The following is a 16,857-nucleotide window of genomic DNA, read 5'->3' as shown; positions in this document are numbered from 1 at the left end:
GTGGCCGAGCAGACGGTGCTGCGTCTCGCCGATGTGGCACGCGCCGGGTTTCAGGACCTCTCCGAAGCGCGCGAGGAGCTGCACGCGCTCGGCCGCAGCCTCGACGCACCCGTCGATGTGCTGCTGCGGGCGTTCGCCCGTGCAGCGGACCCCGATGCCGCACTGATCCGGGTGAGGCATCTCGCCGAGTCCCACCCTGAGCGGATGCGGGATCTCGAGCCGCGGCATCTCCACAGACTCTGCCTGCTCGTCGGCGCCTCTCCTGCCCTCGGCGACTTCTTCGCGCGGCGCCCCGAACGACTCGCCGAGATCCTCCACGCAGGCGGCCGGGTGATCGAGGCCGAAGAGGCCCGCTTCGAACTGCTCGAAGCCGTGCAGGGCGGGAAAGCCGGCCAGCCGCTCGCCGCGGAGGCGGGGTGGAACGCGCTGCGAGTGCGCTACCGGGAGCTGCTCTCCGAACTGATGCTCTTCGACCTCCGGCGCGGGCGGAAGGGCCGCGCCCCCGAGGTCTTCGAGCGGGTCGCGACCTCGCTCTCGGCGCTCGCGGGCGCGGCGATCGAGGCATCGCTCGCGGTCGCGCGCGCGAGCCTCGCGGCCGGCTGCTCGGGCCCCGCAGTGAGCGACGAGCGCATCGCAGCCGCCCGTCTGGCAGTGGTCGCCATGGGCAAATGCGGTGCCGAGGAGCTCAACGTGGTCTCCGACGTCGACGTCGTGTTCATCGTCGCCAGCGCGGACGACGAGGTGCTCGGAGACGACGCGCTGATCCGCGTCGGCACGAGGCTGGCGAGTGAGACCATGCGGGGCATCCACGATCCCGCCTTCGAACCCCCGCTCTGGCAGCTCGACGCGAATCTCCGTCCGGAAGGCCGCCACGGCGCGCTCGTGCGCACGCTCGGCTCCATGCTCAACTACTACGAGCGCTGGGCCAGGGCCTGGGAGTTCCAGGCCCTGCTCAAGGCGCGCCCGCTCGCGGGCGATATCGGTCTGGGAGGCGAGTTCGTCGAGCGAACGCGCGACCTGGTGTGGGCGTCGTCGTCGCGCGAGGACTTCGTCGGATCGGTGCAGCGCATGAGGCAGCGCGTGACCGAGCACATCGCCGACGGAGAGCTCGAGGTGCAGCTCAAGCTCGGCCCCGGCGGGCTTCGCGATATCGAGTTCAGCGTCCAGCTGCTGCAGCTCGTTCACGGCCAGTACGACGATCGCCTGCATCTGCGCGGCACGCTGCCCGCTCTGCGCGCGCTCGTCGACGGAGGCTACGTGGCGCGCAGCGACGGCGAGCGGCTCGCTGCCGACTACCGCTTCCTGCGCGTGCTCGAGCACCGGCTGCAACTGCGCGAGCTGCGGCGCACGGCCCTCATGCCCACCGACGAGGAGGGGTTGCGCGTGCTCGCGCGCGCAACGGGCCTCGCCGAGACGGGCGAGGCGCTGCTGCAGACGTGGGAGCGCACCAAGCGCGAGGTACGCGAGCTGCACCTCAAGATCTTCTACGCCCCGCTGCTCAGCGCCGTCGCCTCGCTGCCCGAAGAGGAGCTCGTGCTCGGCAGCGACGAGGCGCGCGCCCGGCTGGTCAGCATCGGCTTCCGCGACCCTGACGGGGCGATGCGGCATCTCGCCGCCCTCACGCGCGGCACGTCGCGTCGCGCGCGGATCCAGCGCAATCTCATGCCCGTGCTGCTGCAGTGGTTCGCCGAGGGCACCGATCCCGACTACGGCCTGCTGGCATTCAGACGCGTCAGCGAAGCCAACAGCGAGACCCCGTGGTACCTGCGTCTGCTGCGAGACGGCACCGAGGCAGCCGAGCGGCTCACGAGGGTGCTGTCCTGCTCACGGTTCGCGGCCGAGCTGCTCGAATCGCTTCCCGAATCCGTGGCCTGGCTCGAACGCGACGAGCAACTGCGCCCGATGAGCCGCGCTCAGCTGTTCGCCGAGATGCGATCCCTCTCCTCCCGCCGCCCCGGTGCCGAAGCCGCGGCCACCACTCTGCGCACCGTTCACCGCAGAGAGGTGCTGCGCCTCGCCATGGGCCGCATCACCGGCGTCATCGACGATGCCGAGGTCGCGATAGGTCTCGACGCCGCCCACACCGCGCTTCTCGATGCGCTGCTCACGGCCATCCGCATCGATGCGGCGGCGAAGTGGGAGGGCGACCCGATCGAGCTCGCGATCATCGGCATGGGGCGCTACGGCGGGGGAGAGCTGGGGTTCGCCTCGGATATCGATGTGGTCGCGGTGTTTCGCGCGCCCGAGACGGTGGCTCCGGATCGCGCCTCGCGTGAGGCGGTGCGGCTCATCTCGGAGCTCCGGCGTCTCGTATCGGATCCGCGATTCCCCGTCGACCTCGACTTCGATCTGCGCCCCGAGGGCAAGAACGGCCCGCTCGCGCGCAGCCTCGACGCTTACCGCGCCTATTACCGCCGCTGGTCGGTCACGTGGGAGGCGCAGGCGCTGCTGCGTGCGAGGGCCGTCGCCGGTGATGAGGGGCTCGGCGCCGACTTCATCGACCTGGCCGATGAGATCCGCTATCCCGCGAGCTTCGGAGAGAACGAGGTGCGCGAGGTGCGCAGGATCAAAGCTCGGGTCGAGGCCGAACGGCTTCCGCAGGGGGCCGATCGCAGACGCCACCTGAAGCTCGGCCCCGGAGGGATCAGCGACGTGGAGTGGCTGGTGCAGCTGCTGCAGATGCGAGCGGGGGCGCGGCACGGCGAGTTGCGGACCGTATCGACGCTCCGTGCGCTCGAAGCCGCGAGCGAGCTCGAGATGCTCGACCCCGGCGATGTCGAGCATCTCGCAGACTCCTGGCGCTTCGCGAGCCGCGTGCGCTCGGCCCTGAAGCTGTGGACCGGCCGGGCCTCCGATTCGCTGCCGGTCGATCGCAACGACCTGGAGGGCATCGTGGGCGTGCTCGACCTGCCCCGCGGACGCACCTTCGAGCTGGAGGAGCGGTGGTTCGCGGTCTCCCGACGCGCGCGTGCGGTGTTCGAGCGAGAGTTCTTCGGGTACTCGGACGACGACGTTCGCTACCCGCTTCCCTGAGCTGTTCACCGTCACGTCACGAAATATGCGACCCGTGTTCACGAGGGGGACTAGTCAAATCAGAGCAAGAAGCGTAATCTGATTGTTATGAAGTACCTACAGTCATTCCTCGAGGCCATCCTCGCCGAAGACGGTGCTGAGTTCGAAGACGAGCTCGAATCCTGACTCGGTGAGCCCATCGCGACACCGCTGTCGCCCGACACCACTTCGAAAGCCCCCGGCCGCTCGGCCGGGGGCTTTCGGCGTTCGGTCGGTCCGCATGGGCAGCGATGCCTGGCACCGGAGCTTGCACGCAATCATCTGATGTAGATAAGGTGAGGATTGCTTTAATCGGATGATCTGGGTCACAGCCCTGCAATGGAGGCTCGTTCATGGCGCATCGCGACTTCGTCACCCACCCGCTCGTGCTGCGCAGGCTCGACGTGCTCGCGGTGCGCGACGTGACCCCGCGGATGCGTCGGGTGACCCTCGGAGGGCCGGAGATGGGCGGTTTCGAACGGGACGGCCTGACGCTCGGCCCGTTTCACTCGCCGACGTTCGACGACCACGTCAAGGCGATCTTCGCCGACCCCGCCGAGCTGCCCGAGGTGCTGCCGACGCAGTTGGCCCAGGGCATCGAGTGGACCGCCGCGCCGGCGCGCATCGCCCGAGACTACACGCCCCGCCGTGTCGACGCCGCCTCCCGCGAACTCGACCTCGATTTCGTGCTGCACGGCCATGGCCCGGCCTCGGACTGGGCCCGTGAGGCCCGCGTCGGCGACGATCTGTGGATCGTCGGGCCGAAGTCGTCGATCGTGCTACCCGAGCGGCTCGACTGGATCGTGCTCGTCGGCGACGAGACAGCGCTTCCCGCCATCGGCCGCTTCCTCGACGAACGTCCGCTCGACGTCCCTGCCCGGATCGTCGTCACCATCGAGCAGCCCTTCGCGCGTCAAGATCTCGCGGTGCGGGAAGGGGACGCCCTCGACTGGGTCGTCGCGTCGCCCACCGACCGCGCGGCCCTCGAGAAGGCCGTGCGCGCCGTCGTGCCGGCGGACGGCGACGGCTTCGTCTGGGCCGCGGGCGAGAGCCGCACGCTGCTGCCGCTGCGCAGGTTCCTCGGCCGTGAACGGGGCATGCCGAAGGACCGCGTGTGCATCACCGGGTACTGGCACGCCGACGACGAGGAGCTCGGCGTCGCCTTCCCCGAGGTGCCCTCGCCAGTCGCCTGGCTCGCCGTGAGGGCCGCCTGCGAGAGCGGCCTCGTCGACCTCGTGGCCGACCGGCCGGGCACGCCGGCCTCCGACCTCGCCGAGCGGCTCGGCATGCGCGAGGAAGCCCTCGCCGCGCTGCTGCCCACGCTCGCCCACCACGGGATCGTCGCGGAGGACGCCGCGGGCCGACTCGCTCTGGGTGCCGCAGGTGAGGCGCTCCTCGCAGACGAGCATGTCCGCGAGGCGTTCGACGGGCACGAGGCGCGCGTGGTCCGCGCCCTCGTCGAGCTGCCGGACGCGATGAGTGGGTCGGGAGCAGCATGGGGCCGGGTCCACGGCTCGTCCCTCGCGAACATGCTCGAGACCGACGAGGCCCTGTTCGCCGAGCAGTGCGAGGAAGCCGCGATGCTGCGCTTCTTCGCCCGCGGGCTCTTCGAAGACCCGGTCTGGGGCGGGGCGCATCGCGCGCTGTTGACCGGACCGGGCGCCGCAGAGCTGGCAGGGATCGCCCGTGAGGCCGGCGTCGGCGCCGACCTGCTGTTCGGCGGGGGAGCGGCGCAGCGACGTGTGCTGCTCGGGCTCTGTGACCACGGCGCCGACGACGATGATCGTCCTGTCGACGTCGCCGTCCTCGCCCTCGCGCTGGGGGATCGAACCGACGCCGAGGCCCACGAGATGCTCACCGGCCTACTCGGCCGAACCGGGTCGCTCGTCGTCGTCGAGCGGGCGAGACCCGACTCGCTCGACCCCGCGGCCCACGAGGCGCACGTGCGCACCCTCGCCGTGAACGGCGTCGGCCTGCGCGAGGCCGAGGCCGTCGGCCGCCTCGGGGCCGTCGCCGGGTGGCGCCTGGAGCGGGCCTTCCCGCTCGGCTGGGGGATCGACGCGATGATCCTCGCCCCGCCCCCTGAACCCGAGACAGACCTCGGCGCCGCCATAACGGAGACGGGGCCGGCATCTCAGCTGTACCCGAACCACTAGTGAAAGGAACCTCATCGTGAAGAGATCGCTTCGCGTCATCACCGCGGCCGCAGGGGTCGCCCTCCTCGCCCTCACGGGCTGCGCCTCCTCTGGATCCTCAGCAGAAGGGGACGCCGCCGCCGGCGACGCCGACGGCACCTGGCCGCGCACCATCACCCACGACGCCGGTGAGACCGAGATCCCGGAGAAACCCGAGAACGTGGTCTCGACGAGCGTGACCCTGACGGGCTCGCTGCTCGCGATCGACGCCCCGCTTACCGCCACCGCTGCGGCGGGCGTGACCCCGCTGACCGACGACAAAGGCTTCTTCTCGCAGTGGGCTGAAGTGGCCGACGAGCGCGGCGTCGAGACGCTCTACTCCGATCTCGAGCTCAACCTCGAGGCGGTGGAGCTCGCCGAGCCCGACCTCATCGTGGCCTCGAGCATCGGCGCCGACAACACCCTCGAGGCCTACGACCAGCTCAGCGAGATCGCACCCACGATCATGATCGACTACGGGTCGCACGACTGGCGCGAGGTCATGGCCCAGCTCGGCGAGGCGACGGGCCACGAGGACGACGCCGCCGCCGCGCTCGACGAGTTCGACGAGTGGGTCGCAGGTGAAGCCGAGAAGATCACCCCGGTCGACGGCCCGGTCACGGCTCTCTCCTACAACGGCGCCGACCCCTCGATGGTCTTCACCGAGAACAGCTCGCAGGCCGAGATCCTGACGGAGCTCGGCTTCGAGTACAAGGAGCCGGCCGAGGATCTCGTTGCGCAGAAGCGCTCGGACGCGCTCGGCATCACGCCCGAGAACCTGCCCGCCGCGCTCGGCGACATGAGCGCCCTCTTCATGGTGAGCATCGAGCGCGACGGCGTCGAGGGCATCAAGACCGACCCGCTGCTGAAGAATGCCAAGGCGGTCGCCGACGACACGGTCGTGCCCGCCGGCAGCACCTCCTTCCGCATCGACCCTTACAGCGCGCGCCTGATGGTCGAGGCGGTCGTGGACGCCTTCGGCTCCGAGCAGTAAGCTCCGGGCCGCAGACATAGAGCAGTGACCTCGGCAACGCGTTTCGCGACGGTCGTGACCGCGAGCATCATCGTGCTCGCGGTCACGACCGTGCTGAGCCTCGGGCTCGGCTCGCACCACGTGCCGGCGAGCACCGTGATCGACGCCCTGCTGCATTACGACTCGACGAACGACGACCATCTCATCGTCGTCAGCTCCCGCCTCCCGCGCGCCGCGCTGTGCGTCGTCGTCGGTGTCGGACTGGCCGTCGCCGGCGCCGTCATGCAGTCGCTCACCCGCAACCCGCTCGCCGAGCCCGGTCTGCTCGGCCTCAACGCCGGGGCCTCGCTCGCCGTCGTGATCGGCATCGTCTGGTTCGGTGTCACGAACCTCGTCGGGTATCTCGGCTTCGCGTTCGCGGGGGCCGCCGTCGCCGCGGTGGTCGTCTACGCGCTCGGCACGGCCCACCGTTCGGGCGCGACGCCCGCCCGTATGGCTCTCGCCGGGGCTGCGGTCGCGATGTTCCTCAGCGCCATCACCACCGCGGTGCTGCTCAGCCGCGAGTCGGCCTACGACCAGTTCCGCTTCTGGGCGGTCGGCACCCTGCAGGGTCGTGACCTCGGGGTGACCGCGACGGTGCTGCCCTTCATCGCCGCGGGCGCGCTCGGCGCGCTGATCCTCACCCGCTCGCTGAACGCCCTCGCGCTCGGCGACGACAGCGCCCGGTCGCTCGGCGTCTCAGCGCCGCTGGCCCGAGGGGGAGGAGGCCTCGTGGTCGTGCTGCTCGCCGGGTCGGCGACGGCTGCAGCGGGGCCCATCGGCTTCATCGGCCTCGTCGCACCGCACGCCGTGCGCATGCTCGTCGGGTCCGACCACCGTTACGTGATCCCCGCGACCGTCGTCGTCGGGCCCGCGACGCTCATGGTCGCCGACGTGCTCGGACGGGTCGTCATCGCTCCAGCCGAGATCCCCACCGCCGTCGCCGCGGCGATCATCGGCGGTCCGGTGTTCGTCGCTCTCGTGCGCAGTAAGAGGAAGGTCGCCGCATGACAGCCCCGCCTCCCGTCGTTCGCAGCCTCCCCGTCAGGATCGGACCCTTCAGCGCCCGACTCGACGTACGGACTGCCGTCCTCGCGGCGGCGCTCATCGTGCTGCTCGCCATCATCGGCGCCGTCAGCCTGATCCTCGGATCGATCACGCTCGAGCCCGCCGAGGTGCTGCAGGCGCTGTTCGGCGTCGGGGAGGAGCGCAGCGTCCGCACGGTGCAAGGGCGTCGTCTCCCGCGCCTGCTCTGCGCCCTGCTCGTCGGTCTCGCCCTCGGCATCGCCGGCTGCGTCTTCCAGAGCCTCTCCCGCAACGCGCTCGGTTCGCCCGACATCATCGGTTTCACCTCGGGTGCGGCGACCGGCGCCGTCGCGCAGATCACGTTCTTCGGCGGCGGCGTGCTCGAGACCGCCCTCGCCGCGGTGGCCGGCGGCCTCGTGACCGCGTTCGTGGTCTACCTGCTGGCGCGCAAGGACGGCGTGACGGGCGGCATCCGCCTCGTGCTCGTCGGCATCGGGATCGGCGCGATCATGGCCGCGATCACCGACCTGCTGCTCGTGCGGGCCGGCGTCGCCCAGGCCTCCGCGGCCCAGGTCTGGCAGGCCGGCTCCCTCACGGGGCGCGGCTGGCCCCATGTCTGGAGTATCGTTGCGGCGCTCGTCGTCCTGCTGCCGGTCGTGCTCGCGTTCGGCCGCGCGCTGCGCATGATCGAGATGGGCGACGAGGCAGCGGCGGGCCTCGGGATCGCAGTCGAGCGGATCCGCTTCGGCATGCTCGTCGTCGGCGTACTGCTCACAGCGCTGGCCACCGCCGTCGCGGGGCCGATCGCGTTCGTCGCCCTCGCCGCCCCGCAGATCGTGATCCGGATCGCCCGTCGGGGGAGCGTGCTGCTCGTGCTCTCCGGGCTGATGGGCGCGATCCTGCTCGCCCTCGCCGACATCGTGTCGCAACACGTCGACATCGGCCTCCGCCTGCCCATCGGCATCGTCACCTCGATCATCGGCGGCCTGTACCTCATCTGGCTGCTCGCGCGCCGCGTCTGAGCACCCGCCCGAACCGGAGGATCCCACCCATCATGACATCCACACTGGCCGCCGAGGCAATCAGGGTCGGCTACCACGGCCGCACCGTGATCGACCGGCTCGACCTCACCGTGCCCACCGGCGCGTTCACCGCCATCGTCGGCCCGAACGCCTGCGGCAAGTCGACGCTGCTGCGAGCACTCGGGCGCATGCTGCACCCCGAGGCGGGGCGCGTCGTACTCGACGGGAAGGCCGTCGGCGACATGCGCGGCAAGGAGTTCGCCCGCCGCGTCGGCCTCCTGCCGCAGTCGCCCGTCACCCCGGAGGCGATCACTGTCGGCGACCTGGTCGCCCGCGGGCGGTACCCCCACCAGAGCCTGCTGCGTCAGTGGTCCGAGGACGACGAGCGGATCGTCGCGGACGCGCTCGTCGAGGTCGGCATGCGCGATCTCGCGGGACGCATGGTCGACGAACTGTCCGGCGGTCAGCGGCAGCGCGTCTGGATCGCGATGGCGCTGGCGCAGGAGACGGGGATCCTGCTGCTCGACGAGCCCACCACCTTCCTCGACATCGCCCATCAGATCGACGTGCTCGAGCTCTGCGCGAGCCTCACTCGCCGCGGCCGCACGGTCGTGGCCGTGCTGCACGACCTCAACCTCGCGGCCCGCTACGCCGATCGCATGGTCGCGATGCACGAGGGCGCCGTCATCGCGCAGGGCACCGCCGCGGAGGTCGTCACCCCCGAGGTGCTCGCGGCCGCCTACTCGCTCGACGCCATCGTGCTCGACGACCCCGAGACGGGGCGGCCGCTCGTGGTGCCCCGCGCACGACAGGGGAGGGCGGAGTGATGTTCCCCGAGCCGCCCCGCGGTGGTGCGGCCATGACCATGACGGTACCCCCGCAGGCGACGCGCCCCGACCCGGTGCGACGGGTAGCCAGCCCCCGGATCGCCGCGCTCGGCGATCGGCCCGGGCCGCTCGCGGTCGCCGAGTTCTGGGGCGAGGTCAAGACCATGGGCGCGCCCCTGCTCGAGGACGTGGCTGACGGCGAATGCACCTACACCTTCGTGCACCGAGGCGGCCCCGGCACCGAACGGGTCGCCCTCTTCGGCAACAAGATCGTGGACCCGAAGGAGATCGGGCATGCTTTCTTCTCCCACGTGCCGGGGACGGACATCTGGTGGTACGCGATACGCCTGGGATCGGGCTGGCGCGGCAGCTACGCGATCGCCGCCCAGGGCGGGCCGGAGACCCGGGTCGCGCCCGAGGTCGCGCAAATGATCGAGCTGCGCAGGCCCCGCGCCCTCGCCGCCGCCGCGCCCGAGCACCGCGACCGTATCGCGATGTGGTTCGACCTGCAGCACTGCGCGGTCGCCGACCCCTTCGCCCGCGAGTCAGCCCGGCCCGGCGGCTACTTACCGTCGGTCGCGTCGGGGCCTGACGTGCCGGCGAGCGTGCTGACCGCTGGCACCGCGGACGCGCCCCGCGCCACGGCCGGTCCGGGCCGGGTGGTCCCCGTCGGCGACCGGGCGCGTGCCGACCTGTGGTGGCACATCCCAGCCGGGCCGGCGCCCGAGACATGGGACGTGCTGGTGCTGCTCGACGGTGAGCGCTGGACCGACGCGGGACACGTGCTCGACGAGTGGCAGGCGGCGGGGGTACTGCCGCCCACCGTGACGCTGCTCGTCGGCTCAGGAGACCTGGAGCGGCGGGTGCGGGACCTCACCTGCTCTCCCGAGCTCGTCGCCGATCTCGTGCGGGTGCTGAACGCTCACACGGGCGACGGTTTCGGCTCCGGGGGACCTCTCGGAGCACCGCTGACCGCAGACCCGGCGCGGACTCGGATCGCGGGCCAGAGCCTCGGCGGCCTCACCGCCCTCTACGCCCAATGCGCGGCACCCGAGCGGTTCGGCGTGTCGGTGTGCCAATCGGGATCGTTCTGGTGGCCGAACGCCGTGAGCGGCGCGCACGAAGCCGAATGGCTGACTCGAGCGATCGGGGACAGCGACGTGCGTCTCGGCACGGTGACGCTCGAGGTGGGGCTGCAGGAGTGGGTGCTGCTCGAGCCCACCCGTCGATTGCGCGATGTTCTGGGGGAGCGCTGCGAGCGATTCTCCTACGGCGAGTTCGACGGCGGGCACGACGAGGCCTGCTGGTCGATGGGCCTGCCGGGGCTGCTGCGAGACACGGTCCTCCATGGATGAGGCTTTCGGTGCCCGCGTGCGGCTGAGCATCGGGCTCGCCGTCTCACCGACCTGGCTGCGCGGCGATGCCTGGCGGGCCGAGGGCAGCCGCGTGGAGGAGCTCTTCGACCTCGCCCCCTTCGCCGACCTCGCGGCCGCCGCGGAGGCGGCTGCCCTCGATTTCCTCTTCGCCCCCGACGCCGGCTTCCTCGATCCCGCGGCGCTGGATCGTGCGCCCGGTTTCAGCACCCACGACTCTCACACGCTCGTGACGGCGCTCGCGGCGCGCACCTCGCGCATCGGGGTCGTACCGACCGTGCAGACGCTCGTCGACTCGCCCTATGCGGCGGCGCGGCGTCTCATGTCGCTGCATCGCCTCAGCGACGGACGAGCCGGGTGGAACGCGGTCACAGCCCTCGGCGGAGCCGAGAACTACGGGGTGGAGGCCCCGACGGGGGAGGAACGGTACGCGCGCGCCCGCGCGTTCGTGGACGCCGTGCGCGAGCTCTGGGACAGCTATCCGGCCGACGCGCTGGTCCTGGACCGGGCAGCAGGGCGGTTCGCCGACCGGGGCCGGGTACGCCGCGTCGACCGGGATGACGGCCGGTTCCGCGTCGCGGGCCCGCTGACCGTCGCCGCGCATCCCTCCGGTGAGCCGCCGCTGTTCCAGGCGGGCGCTTCGCCTCGGGGCGTCGCCCTCGCCGGAGCCTGCGCGGACGCGGTGTTCGCGGTCGCCGGGTCCATCGACGACGCGGCGTCGCAGCGCTCGGCTCTCCGCGTCGCCGCGGTGCGCGCGGGGCGGGCGGCCGACGCGGTTCGGTTCCTCCCCGGCCTCGTCTTGACGCTCGCCGAAACGCGCGCCGAGGTCCGGCTCATCGCTGGCGTGCAACGCACCGGAATCGGGCCAGGGCACTGGAGCGTGACGGGCACGCCCGAGGACGCAGTCGAGGAGATAGCGGCGTGGGCCCGCGCCTCGGCGATCGACGGGTTCATCGCACTCTCCGGTGGCTCTTGGCGGTCGATCGAGCTGTTCCTCGAGCGGGTCGTGCCGGCGCTCGTCGAACGGGGGCTCTTCCGCCGCGGCTACGAGGGGCGCACGCTGCGGGAGCACCTCGCTCTGCGTTGACCACCGGCCGACGGTGGAGGGGCCGCGGCTCCCGGCCTCCTGATCGCGCGGCTACCCTGAGGCGCGTGGATAGGCCGGCACCTCCACTGGTATCAGCAGAGGTGCCGGCCTGGCTCCTCACGGAACAATCGAGACAGTCCGAGTTTCAGACCCCGTAATACATCTCGTACTCGAAGGGATGCACGCGCACCGCCATCGGCAGGATCTCGTACTCGCGCTTGTACTCGATCCAGGTCTGGATGAGCTCCTCGGTGAACACGCCGCCCTCGAGCAGGAACTGGTGGTTCGCCTCGAGCGCGTCGAGCGCCTCCTCGAGCGAGCCCGGCACCTGAGGAATGTTCTTGGCCTCCTCCGGGGGCAGCTCGTAGAGATCCTTGTCGATCGGCTCCATCGGCTCGATCCGGTTGCGGATGCCGTCGAGGCCCGCCATCATCTGCGCCGCGAATGCGAGGTAGGGGTTGCCCGACGCATCGGGAGCCCGGAACTCGATGCGCTTGGCCTTCGGGTTCGAACCCGTCAGGGGGATGCGCACGGCCGCCGAGCGGTTGCCGGCCGAGTAGGCGAGGTTGACCGGGGCTTCGTAGCCCTTGACGAGGCGACGGTAGCTGTTGATCGTGGGGTTGGTGAAGGCCAGCAGTGCCGGAGCGTGGTGCAGGATGCCGCCGATGTACCAGCGGGCGATATCCGAGAGCTGCGCGTAGCCGTTCTCGTCGTAGAACAGCGGCTCGCCGCCTTTCCACAGCGACATGTGCGTGTGCATGCCCGAGCCGTTGTCTCCGAAGACCGGCTTCGGCATGAACGTGGCCGTCTTGCCCCAGAGCTCGGCCGTGTTCTTGACGATGTACTTGAACTTGAGCACATCGTCGGCGGCCTTCACGAGCGTGTCGAAGCGGTAGTTGATCTCCGCCTGGCCGGGTGCGCCGACCTCGTGGTGGGAGCGCTCGAGCTCGAGCCCGGCCTCGATGAGGCGGAGGGAGATGTCGTCGCGCAGATCAGCCTGCTTGTCGACGGGGGAGACGGGGAAGTATCCGCCCTTCGCGGGAGTGTGGTGGCCGAGGTTGCCGCCCTCATCATCGCGAGCGGAGTTCCAGCCGGCCTCCTCGGAGTCGATCTCGAAGAAGGTGCGGCGGGGCGTGGTCTCGTGACGCACCGAGTCGAAGATGTAGAACTCGGCTTCGGGGGCGAAGAAGGCGGTGTCGGCGATGCCGGTCGAGGCGAGGTACTGCTCGGCCTTCTTCGCGATCTGGCGCGGATCCTTCGAGTAGATCTCACCCGTGCGGGGGTTGAAGATGTCGCAGATGAGGATCAGGGTGCGCTCGGCGCGGAACTGATCGATGTAGGCGGTGCCGACATCGGGGATGAGCTGCATGTCGGATTCGGCGATGCCCGCGAACCCGCGGATCGAGGAGCCGTCGAACATCTGCCCCACCTCGAAGAAGTCGAGGTCGACCGTGGAGGCCGGGATGTTGAAGTGCTGCTGCACGCCGGGAAGATCGACGAAGCGGATGTCGACGAACTTGACGTCGGTCTCCTTGATGAAGTCGATCACTTCTTGGGGTGTGGTGAACATACTGCTCCTCGTGTCAGATCGGACCGGTCTTCACGACGGATCGGCCCGATTGCGTGTTACCAGCCTATGCGACCCTGATTTCAAAACCGTGATTCCGATGTTTCGCGGGTGTTACACCGGCGTCGACCTCGGTCGAGACGGGATCAGGCACGGATCAGCACCGTCCCGGCGACCTTGTCGTGGAAGCCGCGCTGATCCGAATCCCAGACCAGCACCGGGATCACGAGCAGCAGCAGGACCGTGCGCACCAGGGGTCGCCAGGGGCCGACCCAGCCGCCCGATATGGAGGCGACGCGAAGGCCGAGCAGACGATGCCCGATCGAGCCCCCGATGGTGGGGATGAAGAGGATCTGCATCACGCCGAAGATCAGTATGTTCCACAGCTCGGGGTGCGGACCGCCGATGAGCAGGTACGCGGGCAGCGCCGCGAGCCCCCAGTCGATCAGGATCGCGAGAGCGCGGCGGCCGATCCGCGCGACGGAGCGGGGGCCCGATTCGGGAAGGCCGAGCCGCTCGCCCGGCCATTTGCTGGGCTCGAGGTCGCCGAAGCGCTGAGGCGCTGAAGAGGCAGGCATCGGGATCAGCGCGGACGCTGCGGCCGCACCCGATTCGGATCCATGCCCTTCGGAATGCCGACGGGCGTCGACTGCAGAGATGAGAGGCGGTTGTAGACGGCCGTCACCTCGTTGCGGTTGAGCTTCGGCTTGAGCTTGATCAGCGTCTTCGACAACTTGGGCAGCGGCACACCGTCACCATCGGGGCCGACGTACAGGTGCACGACCTCGACGTTGCGCAGCGCGCGCTTGATCTTGCGCTCCTCGTCGGCGGCCATGCGCTGCGTACGCTGGCGGGAGCCCTCGGAGATGAGCACGACACCGCCACGACCGACGACCCGATACACGGCGTCCTGATTGCGATTCATCGCAACCGGGACCTCCGAACCACGCCAGGAGCGCCGGAGCGCGCTCTGCACGACGGCGCCCACGGCGCCAGGACGGCCCTCGATCTGCCGGTAGGCCATGGTCTCCGCGCGACGACCGAGCACGATCATCGCGAGCAGGATACCGACGAGCACACCGGTGACAGGCCAGATCACCCAGCCGAACCAGCCGCCGTTCAGCAGCCACGCGAGCACGACGGAGACGGCGACGGGAGCAATGAAGCACAGCAGCAATACCCAGGGGAGGTTGGGATCGTGGACCTTAGTGGTCTTGTAGATCTCCACCATCTGCCGGATGCGACCGTTGCGCTTCGCCTTCTCTTCTGCCATGCCATCTAGGATATCGGCTCCGGCGCGGATCATTGACCGTTCGCGGCGGATCGCCCCGCGTCAGACGGTTCTTGTTCGCTCACAGCGCTCGGTCGAGATGGACATCGGCGGAGTTATCCACGGGTGGCGTGATCGGCGCTCGCTCCGGCGGTCCGGCCCGGCACACTGGGAGTGATCGCGCGAGCACACGAGTCCGTCAGAGCCCGCCGAGGAGGCGACATGAGCACCGGAGAACCCCGCGACAGCCGGAGCGGAGCCGCCGCTGCCCTTGCCGAGCGTCTGGAGAGAGTCTGCCTCGCGGGAATCGAACTGCGCCGCTGGGGAACCTGCGCGCCGCCGGACGGCAGCACTCGTCGACGAGCGCGGCACCGGCACGACCGAGGCTGTCGCGCTCTCGGCGTCCCGCTGCACCTGCTCGAGCGCTCGCTGCGTCGCTGGGACACGGTGGGGGCGGCAGGCCTGCTTCTCGAAGCGGTGACTCAGGGGGTAGGCGAGATCGAGGCGCACGGCGAACCCTGGAATGCGCTGCGCGCGACCGAGGCCCTCGCCTACGCGCTGCACGGCCGGATAACGCCGCGGGCCGCGGCCACCGGGAGAGGTGGCCGCGGCCCGTGAGCGGATTGCGCGATGCGGCGCCGATCAGATTCCGAGGCTGCCCTCGAAGTCGCCGGCCTCGAGCCGCTGCTTCATCTGGGTGAGGAAGCGGGCGGCATCCGCTCCATCGATGATGCGGTGATCGTAGGAGAGCGCGAGGTAGACCGTCGAACGGATGGCGATCGCGTCGCCGTCGGGACCCGAGACCACCGCCGGCTTCTTCACGACCGCGCCGGTCCCGAGAATCGCCGACTGCGGCAGGAACACGAGCGGGGTGTCGAAGAGCGCGCCGCGCGAACCGGTGTTGGTCAGCGTGAACGTGCCCCCGGCGAGCTCATCGGGCTTGAGCTGGTTGTCGCGGGTGCGTGCGGCGAGATCGGCGATCTCACCCGCGATCTGCGCGATGTTCTTCTCACCCGCGTCGCGGAGCACCGGGGTGAGCAGACCCTTCTCGGTGTCGACCGCGATGCTGATGTTCTCGTGGTCGGGGTAGACGATCGAGTCGCCGTCGACGGTCGCGTTGATGATCGGATAGGTGCGCAGTGCCTCGGCTGCGGCCAGCGCGAAGAACGGCATGAAGGAGAGCTTCGAGCCCGTCTTCTGCATGAACTCGTCCTTCTTCGCCTGACGCAGCTGCGCGACTCGCGTCACATCGACCTCGACCACCGTGGTGAGCTGAGCAGTGCTCTGCAGCGATGCTACCGCGCGCTCGGAGATCACCTTGCGCAGGCGACTCATCTTCTGAGTGGTGCCGCGCAGCTCGGAGACCTCGACCTTCGGCGCTGAGGCGGGAGCTGCAGTAGCGGTCGCCGGAGCCGCGCTCTTGGCGCTCTCCGCAGCGGCGAGCACGTCCTCCTTGCGAATGCGCCCGCCGACTCCGGTTCCGATGACCTTGGAGAGGTCCACGCCGGAGTCGTGGGCGAGCTTGCGCACGATCGGCGTGATGTAGCCGGAGGAGGGGGCGGCCTGCTCGCTCGACTGCGACGGAGCGGCGGGGGCGGGCTGCTGGGCGGGAGGCGCCGCGGGAGCAGCCTCGGGCTGCGTGGTCTCAGCCGCCGGAGCGGGAGCTTCGGCGGCTGCCGGCTGCTGGGGCTCGGCCTGCTGCGCCGGCGCGGCCTCGGACTGAGCGGGAGCAGCCTCCTGCGCCGGGGTGGCCTCGGGCTGTGCGGGCTCGGCAGCGGGGGCGGCGCCGCTGCCGACACGTGCGAGCACGCCACCGACCTCGACCGTGTCGTCCTCCTGCACGACGATCTCCTGCAGCACACCCGCGATCGGCGAGGGAACCTCGGTGTCGACCTTGTCGGTCGACACCTCGAGCAGGGGCTCGTCGACCTCGACGGTGTCGCCGACGTTCTTCAGCCAGCGGGTCACCGTGCCCTCGGTGATGCTCTCGCCGAGCGAGGGCAGCACGATCTCCTGAGAGTCGGATCCGGCTGCCTCGGAGGCCGCGGGGGCGGCCGCCTGAGCGGGCTGGGAGGCGGACTCGGCAGGCGCCTCGGACTGCGCGGGCGCGGCCTGCTGGGCGGGCGCCGGCTGCTCGGTCGGAGTCGCCTCGGCGGCCGGCGCGGCTGCCTCGGGAGCGCCGCCCTGCGCCGCGGAGCCGCTGCCATCGCCGACGCGGGCGAGCACTGCACCGACTTCCGCGGTCTCGTCCTCCTGCACGAGGATCTCTTCGAGAACACCGGCGACGGGGGACGGGATCTCGGTGTCGACCTTGTCGGTCGACACCTCGAGCAGGGGCTCGTCGACCTCGACGGTGTCGCCGACGTTCTTCAGCCAGCGGGTCACCGTGCCCTCGGTCACACTCTCACCCAGTGCGGGGAGGACCACCGATTCACTCATCGTGCTTAT

At 70.4% G+C, this 16,857-nt stretch carries 13 protein-coding genes; 9 read left to right on the top strand and 4 right to left on the bottom strand.

Annotation, left to right across the window (positions count from 1 at the left end):
- The 8 genes from AC0KXF_RS00985 (at position 1) to AC0KXF_RS00950 (ending at position 11,572) form a co-directional block, all read left to right on the top strand.
- Positions 1 to 3,033 (top strand): bifunctional [glutamine synthetase] adenylyltransferase/[glutamine synthetase]-adenylyl-L-tyrosine phosphorylase, encoded by a 3,033-nt coding sequence (locus AC0KXF_RS00985; RefSeq protein WP_473107425.1) that lies wholly within the window; start codon positions 1 to 3, stop codon positions 3,031 to 3,033.
- 371 nt (positions 3,034 to 3,404) lie between these two features.
- A complete protein-coding gene (locus AC0KXF_RS00980) occupies positions 3,405 to 5,207 on the top strand; it encodes a siderophore-interacting protein (RefSeq protein WP_473107424.1) in 1,803 nt (600 codons plus the stop codon).
- Between the two features lie 16 nt (positions 5,208 to 5,223).
- Entirely contained in the window at positions 5,224 to 6,219 is a 996-nt protein-coding gene (gene fepB / locus AC0KXF_RS00975; protein WP_473107423.1) for a Fe2+-enterobactin ABC transporter substrate-binding protein, read from the top strand.
- Positions 6,220 to 6,243: 24 nt separating this feature from the next.
- The gene (locus AC0KXF_RS00970; protein WP_473107422.1) at positions 6,244 to 7,248 is read left to right on the top strand and encodes a FecCD family ABC transporter permease; all 1,005 of its coding nucleotides are present in this window, start codon (positions 6,244 to 6,246) and stop codon (positions 7,246 to 7,248) included.
- Positions 7,245 to 8,285 (top strand): FecCD family ABC transporter permease, encoded by a 1,041-nt coding sequence (locus tag AC0KXF_RS00965; RefSeq protein ID WP_473107421.1) that lies wholly within the window; start codon positions 7,245 to 7,247, stop codon positions 8,283 to 8,285. The genes AC0KXF_RS00970 and AC0KXF_RS00965 overlap by 4 nt, the downstream gene beginning before the upstream one ends.
- A 32-nt stretch (positions 8,286 to 8,317) precedes the next feature.
- Positions 8,318 to 9,112, top strand: a complete 795-nt coding sequence (locus tag AC0KXF_RS00960) for an ABC transporter ATP-binding protein (protein ID WP_473107420.1) — start codon at positions 8,318 to 8,320, stop codon at positions 9,110 to 9,112.
- A gap of 32 nt (positions 9,113 to 9,144) precedes the next feature.
- Complete coding sequence (locus tag AC0KXF_RS00955) at positions 9,145 to 10,467, top strand: enterochelin esterase domain-containing protein (RefSeq protein WP_473107419.1); 1,323 nt, start codon at positions 9,145 to 9,147, stop codon at positions 10,465 to 10,467.
- Complete coding sequence (locus tag AC0KXF_RS00950) at positions 10,460 to 11,572, top strand: LLM class flavin-dependent oxidoreductase (protein ID WP_473107418.1); 1,113 nt, start codon at positions 10,460 to 10,462, stop codon at positions 11,570 to 11,572. The genes AC0KXF_RS00955 and AC0KXF_RS00950 overlap by 8 nt, the downstream gene beginning before the upstream one ends.
- Before the next feature lie 145 nt (positions 11,573 to 11,717).
- On the opposite strand, the gene glnA is transcribed toward AC0KXF_RS00950, so the two are convergent.
- The 3 genes from glnA to AC0KXF_RS00935 form a co-directional block, all read right to left on the bottom strand.
- Complete coding sequence (gene glnA / locus AC0KXF_RS00945; RefSeq protein ID WP_473107417.1) at positions 11,718 to 13,142, bottom strand: type I glutamate--ammonia ligase; 1,425 nt, start codon at positions 13,140 to 13,142, stop codon at positions 11,718 to 11,720.
- A 143-nt stretch (positions 13,143 to 13,285) separates the two neighbouring features.
- A complete protein-coding gene (locus AC0KXF_RS00940) occupies positions 13,286 to 13,717 on the bottom strand; it encodes an RDD family protein (protein WP_473107416.1) in 432 nt (143 codons plus the stop codon).
- Positions 13,718 to 13,722: 5 nt separating this feature from the next.
- Complete coding sequence (locus AC0KXF_RS00935) at positions 13,723 to 14,412, bottom strand: DUF4191 domain-containing protein (protein WP_473107415.1); 690 nt, start codon at positions 14,410 to 14,412, stop codon at positions 13,723 to 13,725.
- Positions 14,413 to 14,631: 219 nt separating this feature from the next.
- Here AC0KXF_RS00935 and AC0KXF_RS00930 point away from each other — a divergent pair, with 219 nt between their 5' ends.
- Positions 14,632 to 15,027: a hypothetical protein gene (locus tag AC0KXF_RS00930; RefSeq protein WP_473107414.1), complete on the top strand. Its 396-nt coding sequence runs from the start codon at positions 14,632 to 14,634 to the stop codon at positions 15,025 to 15,027.
- Positions 15,028 to 15,051: 24 nt separating this feature from the next.
- On the opposite strand, the gene sucB is transcribed toward AC0KXF_RS00930, so the two are convergent.
- Complete coding sequence (gene sucB, locus AC0KXF_RS00925; protein WP_473107413.1) at positions 15,052 to 16,848, bottom strand: 2-oxoglutarate dehydrogenase, E2 component, dihydrolipoamide succinyltransferase; 1,797 nt, start codon at positions 16,846 to 16,848, stop codon at positions 15,052 to 15,054.
- Between the last annotated feature and the right edge of the window lie 9 nt (positions 16,849 to 16,857).

The sequence above is a fragment of the Leucobacter holotrichiae genome (genome assembly GCF_055791005.1).
This window is presented reverse-complemented; position numbering and strand designations above follow the sequence as displayed.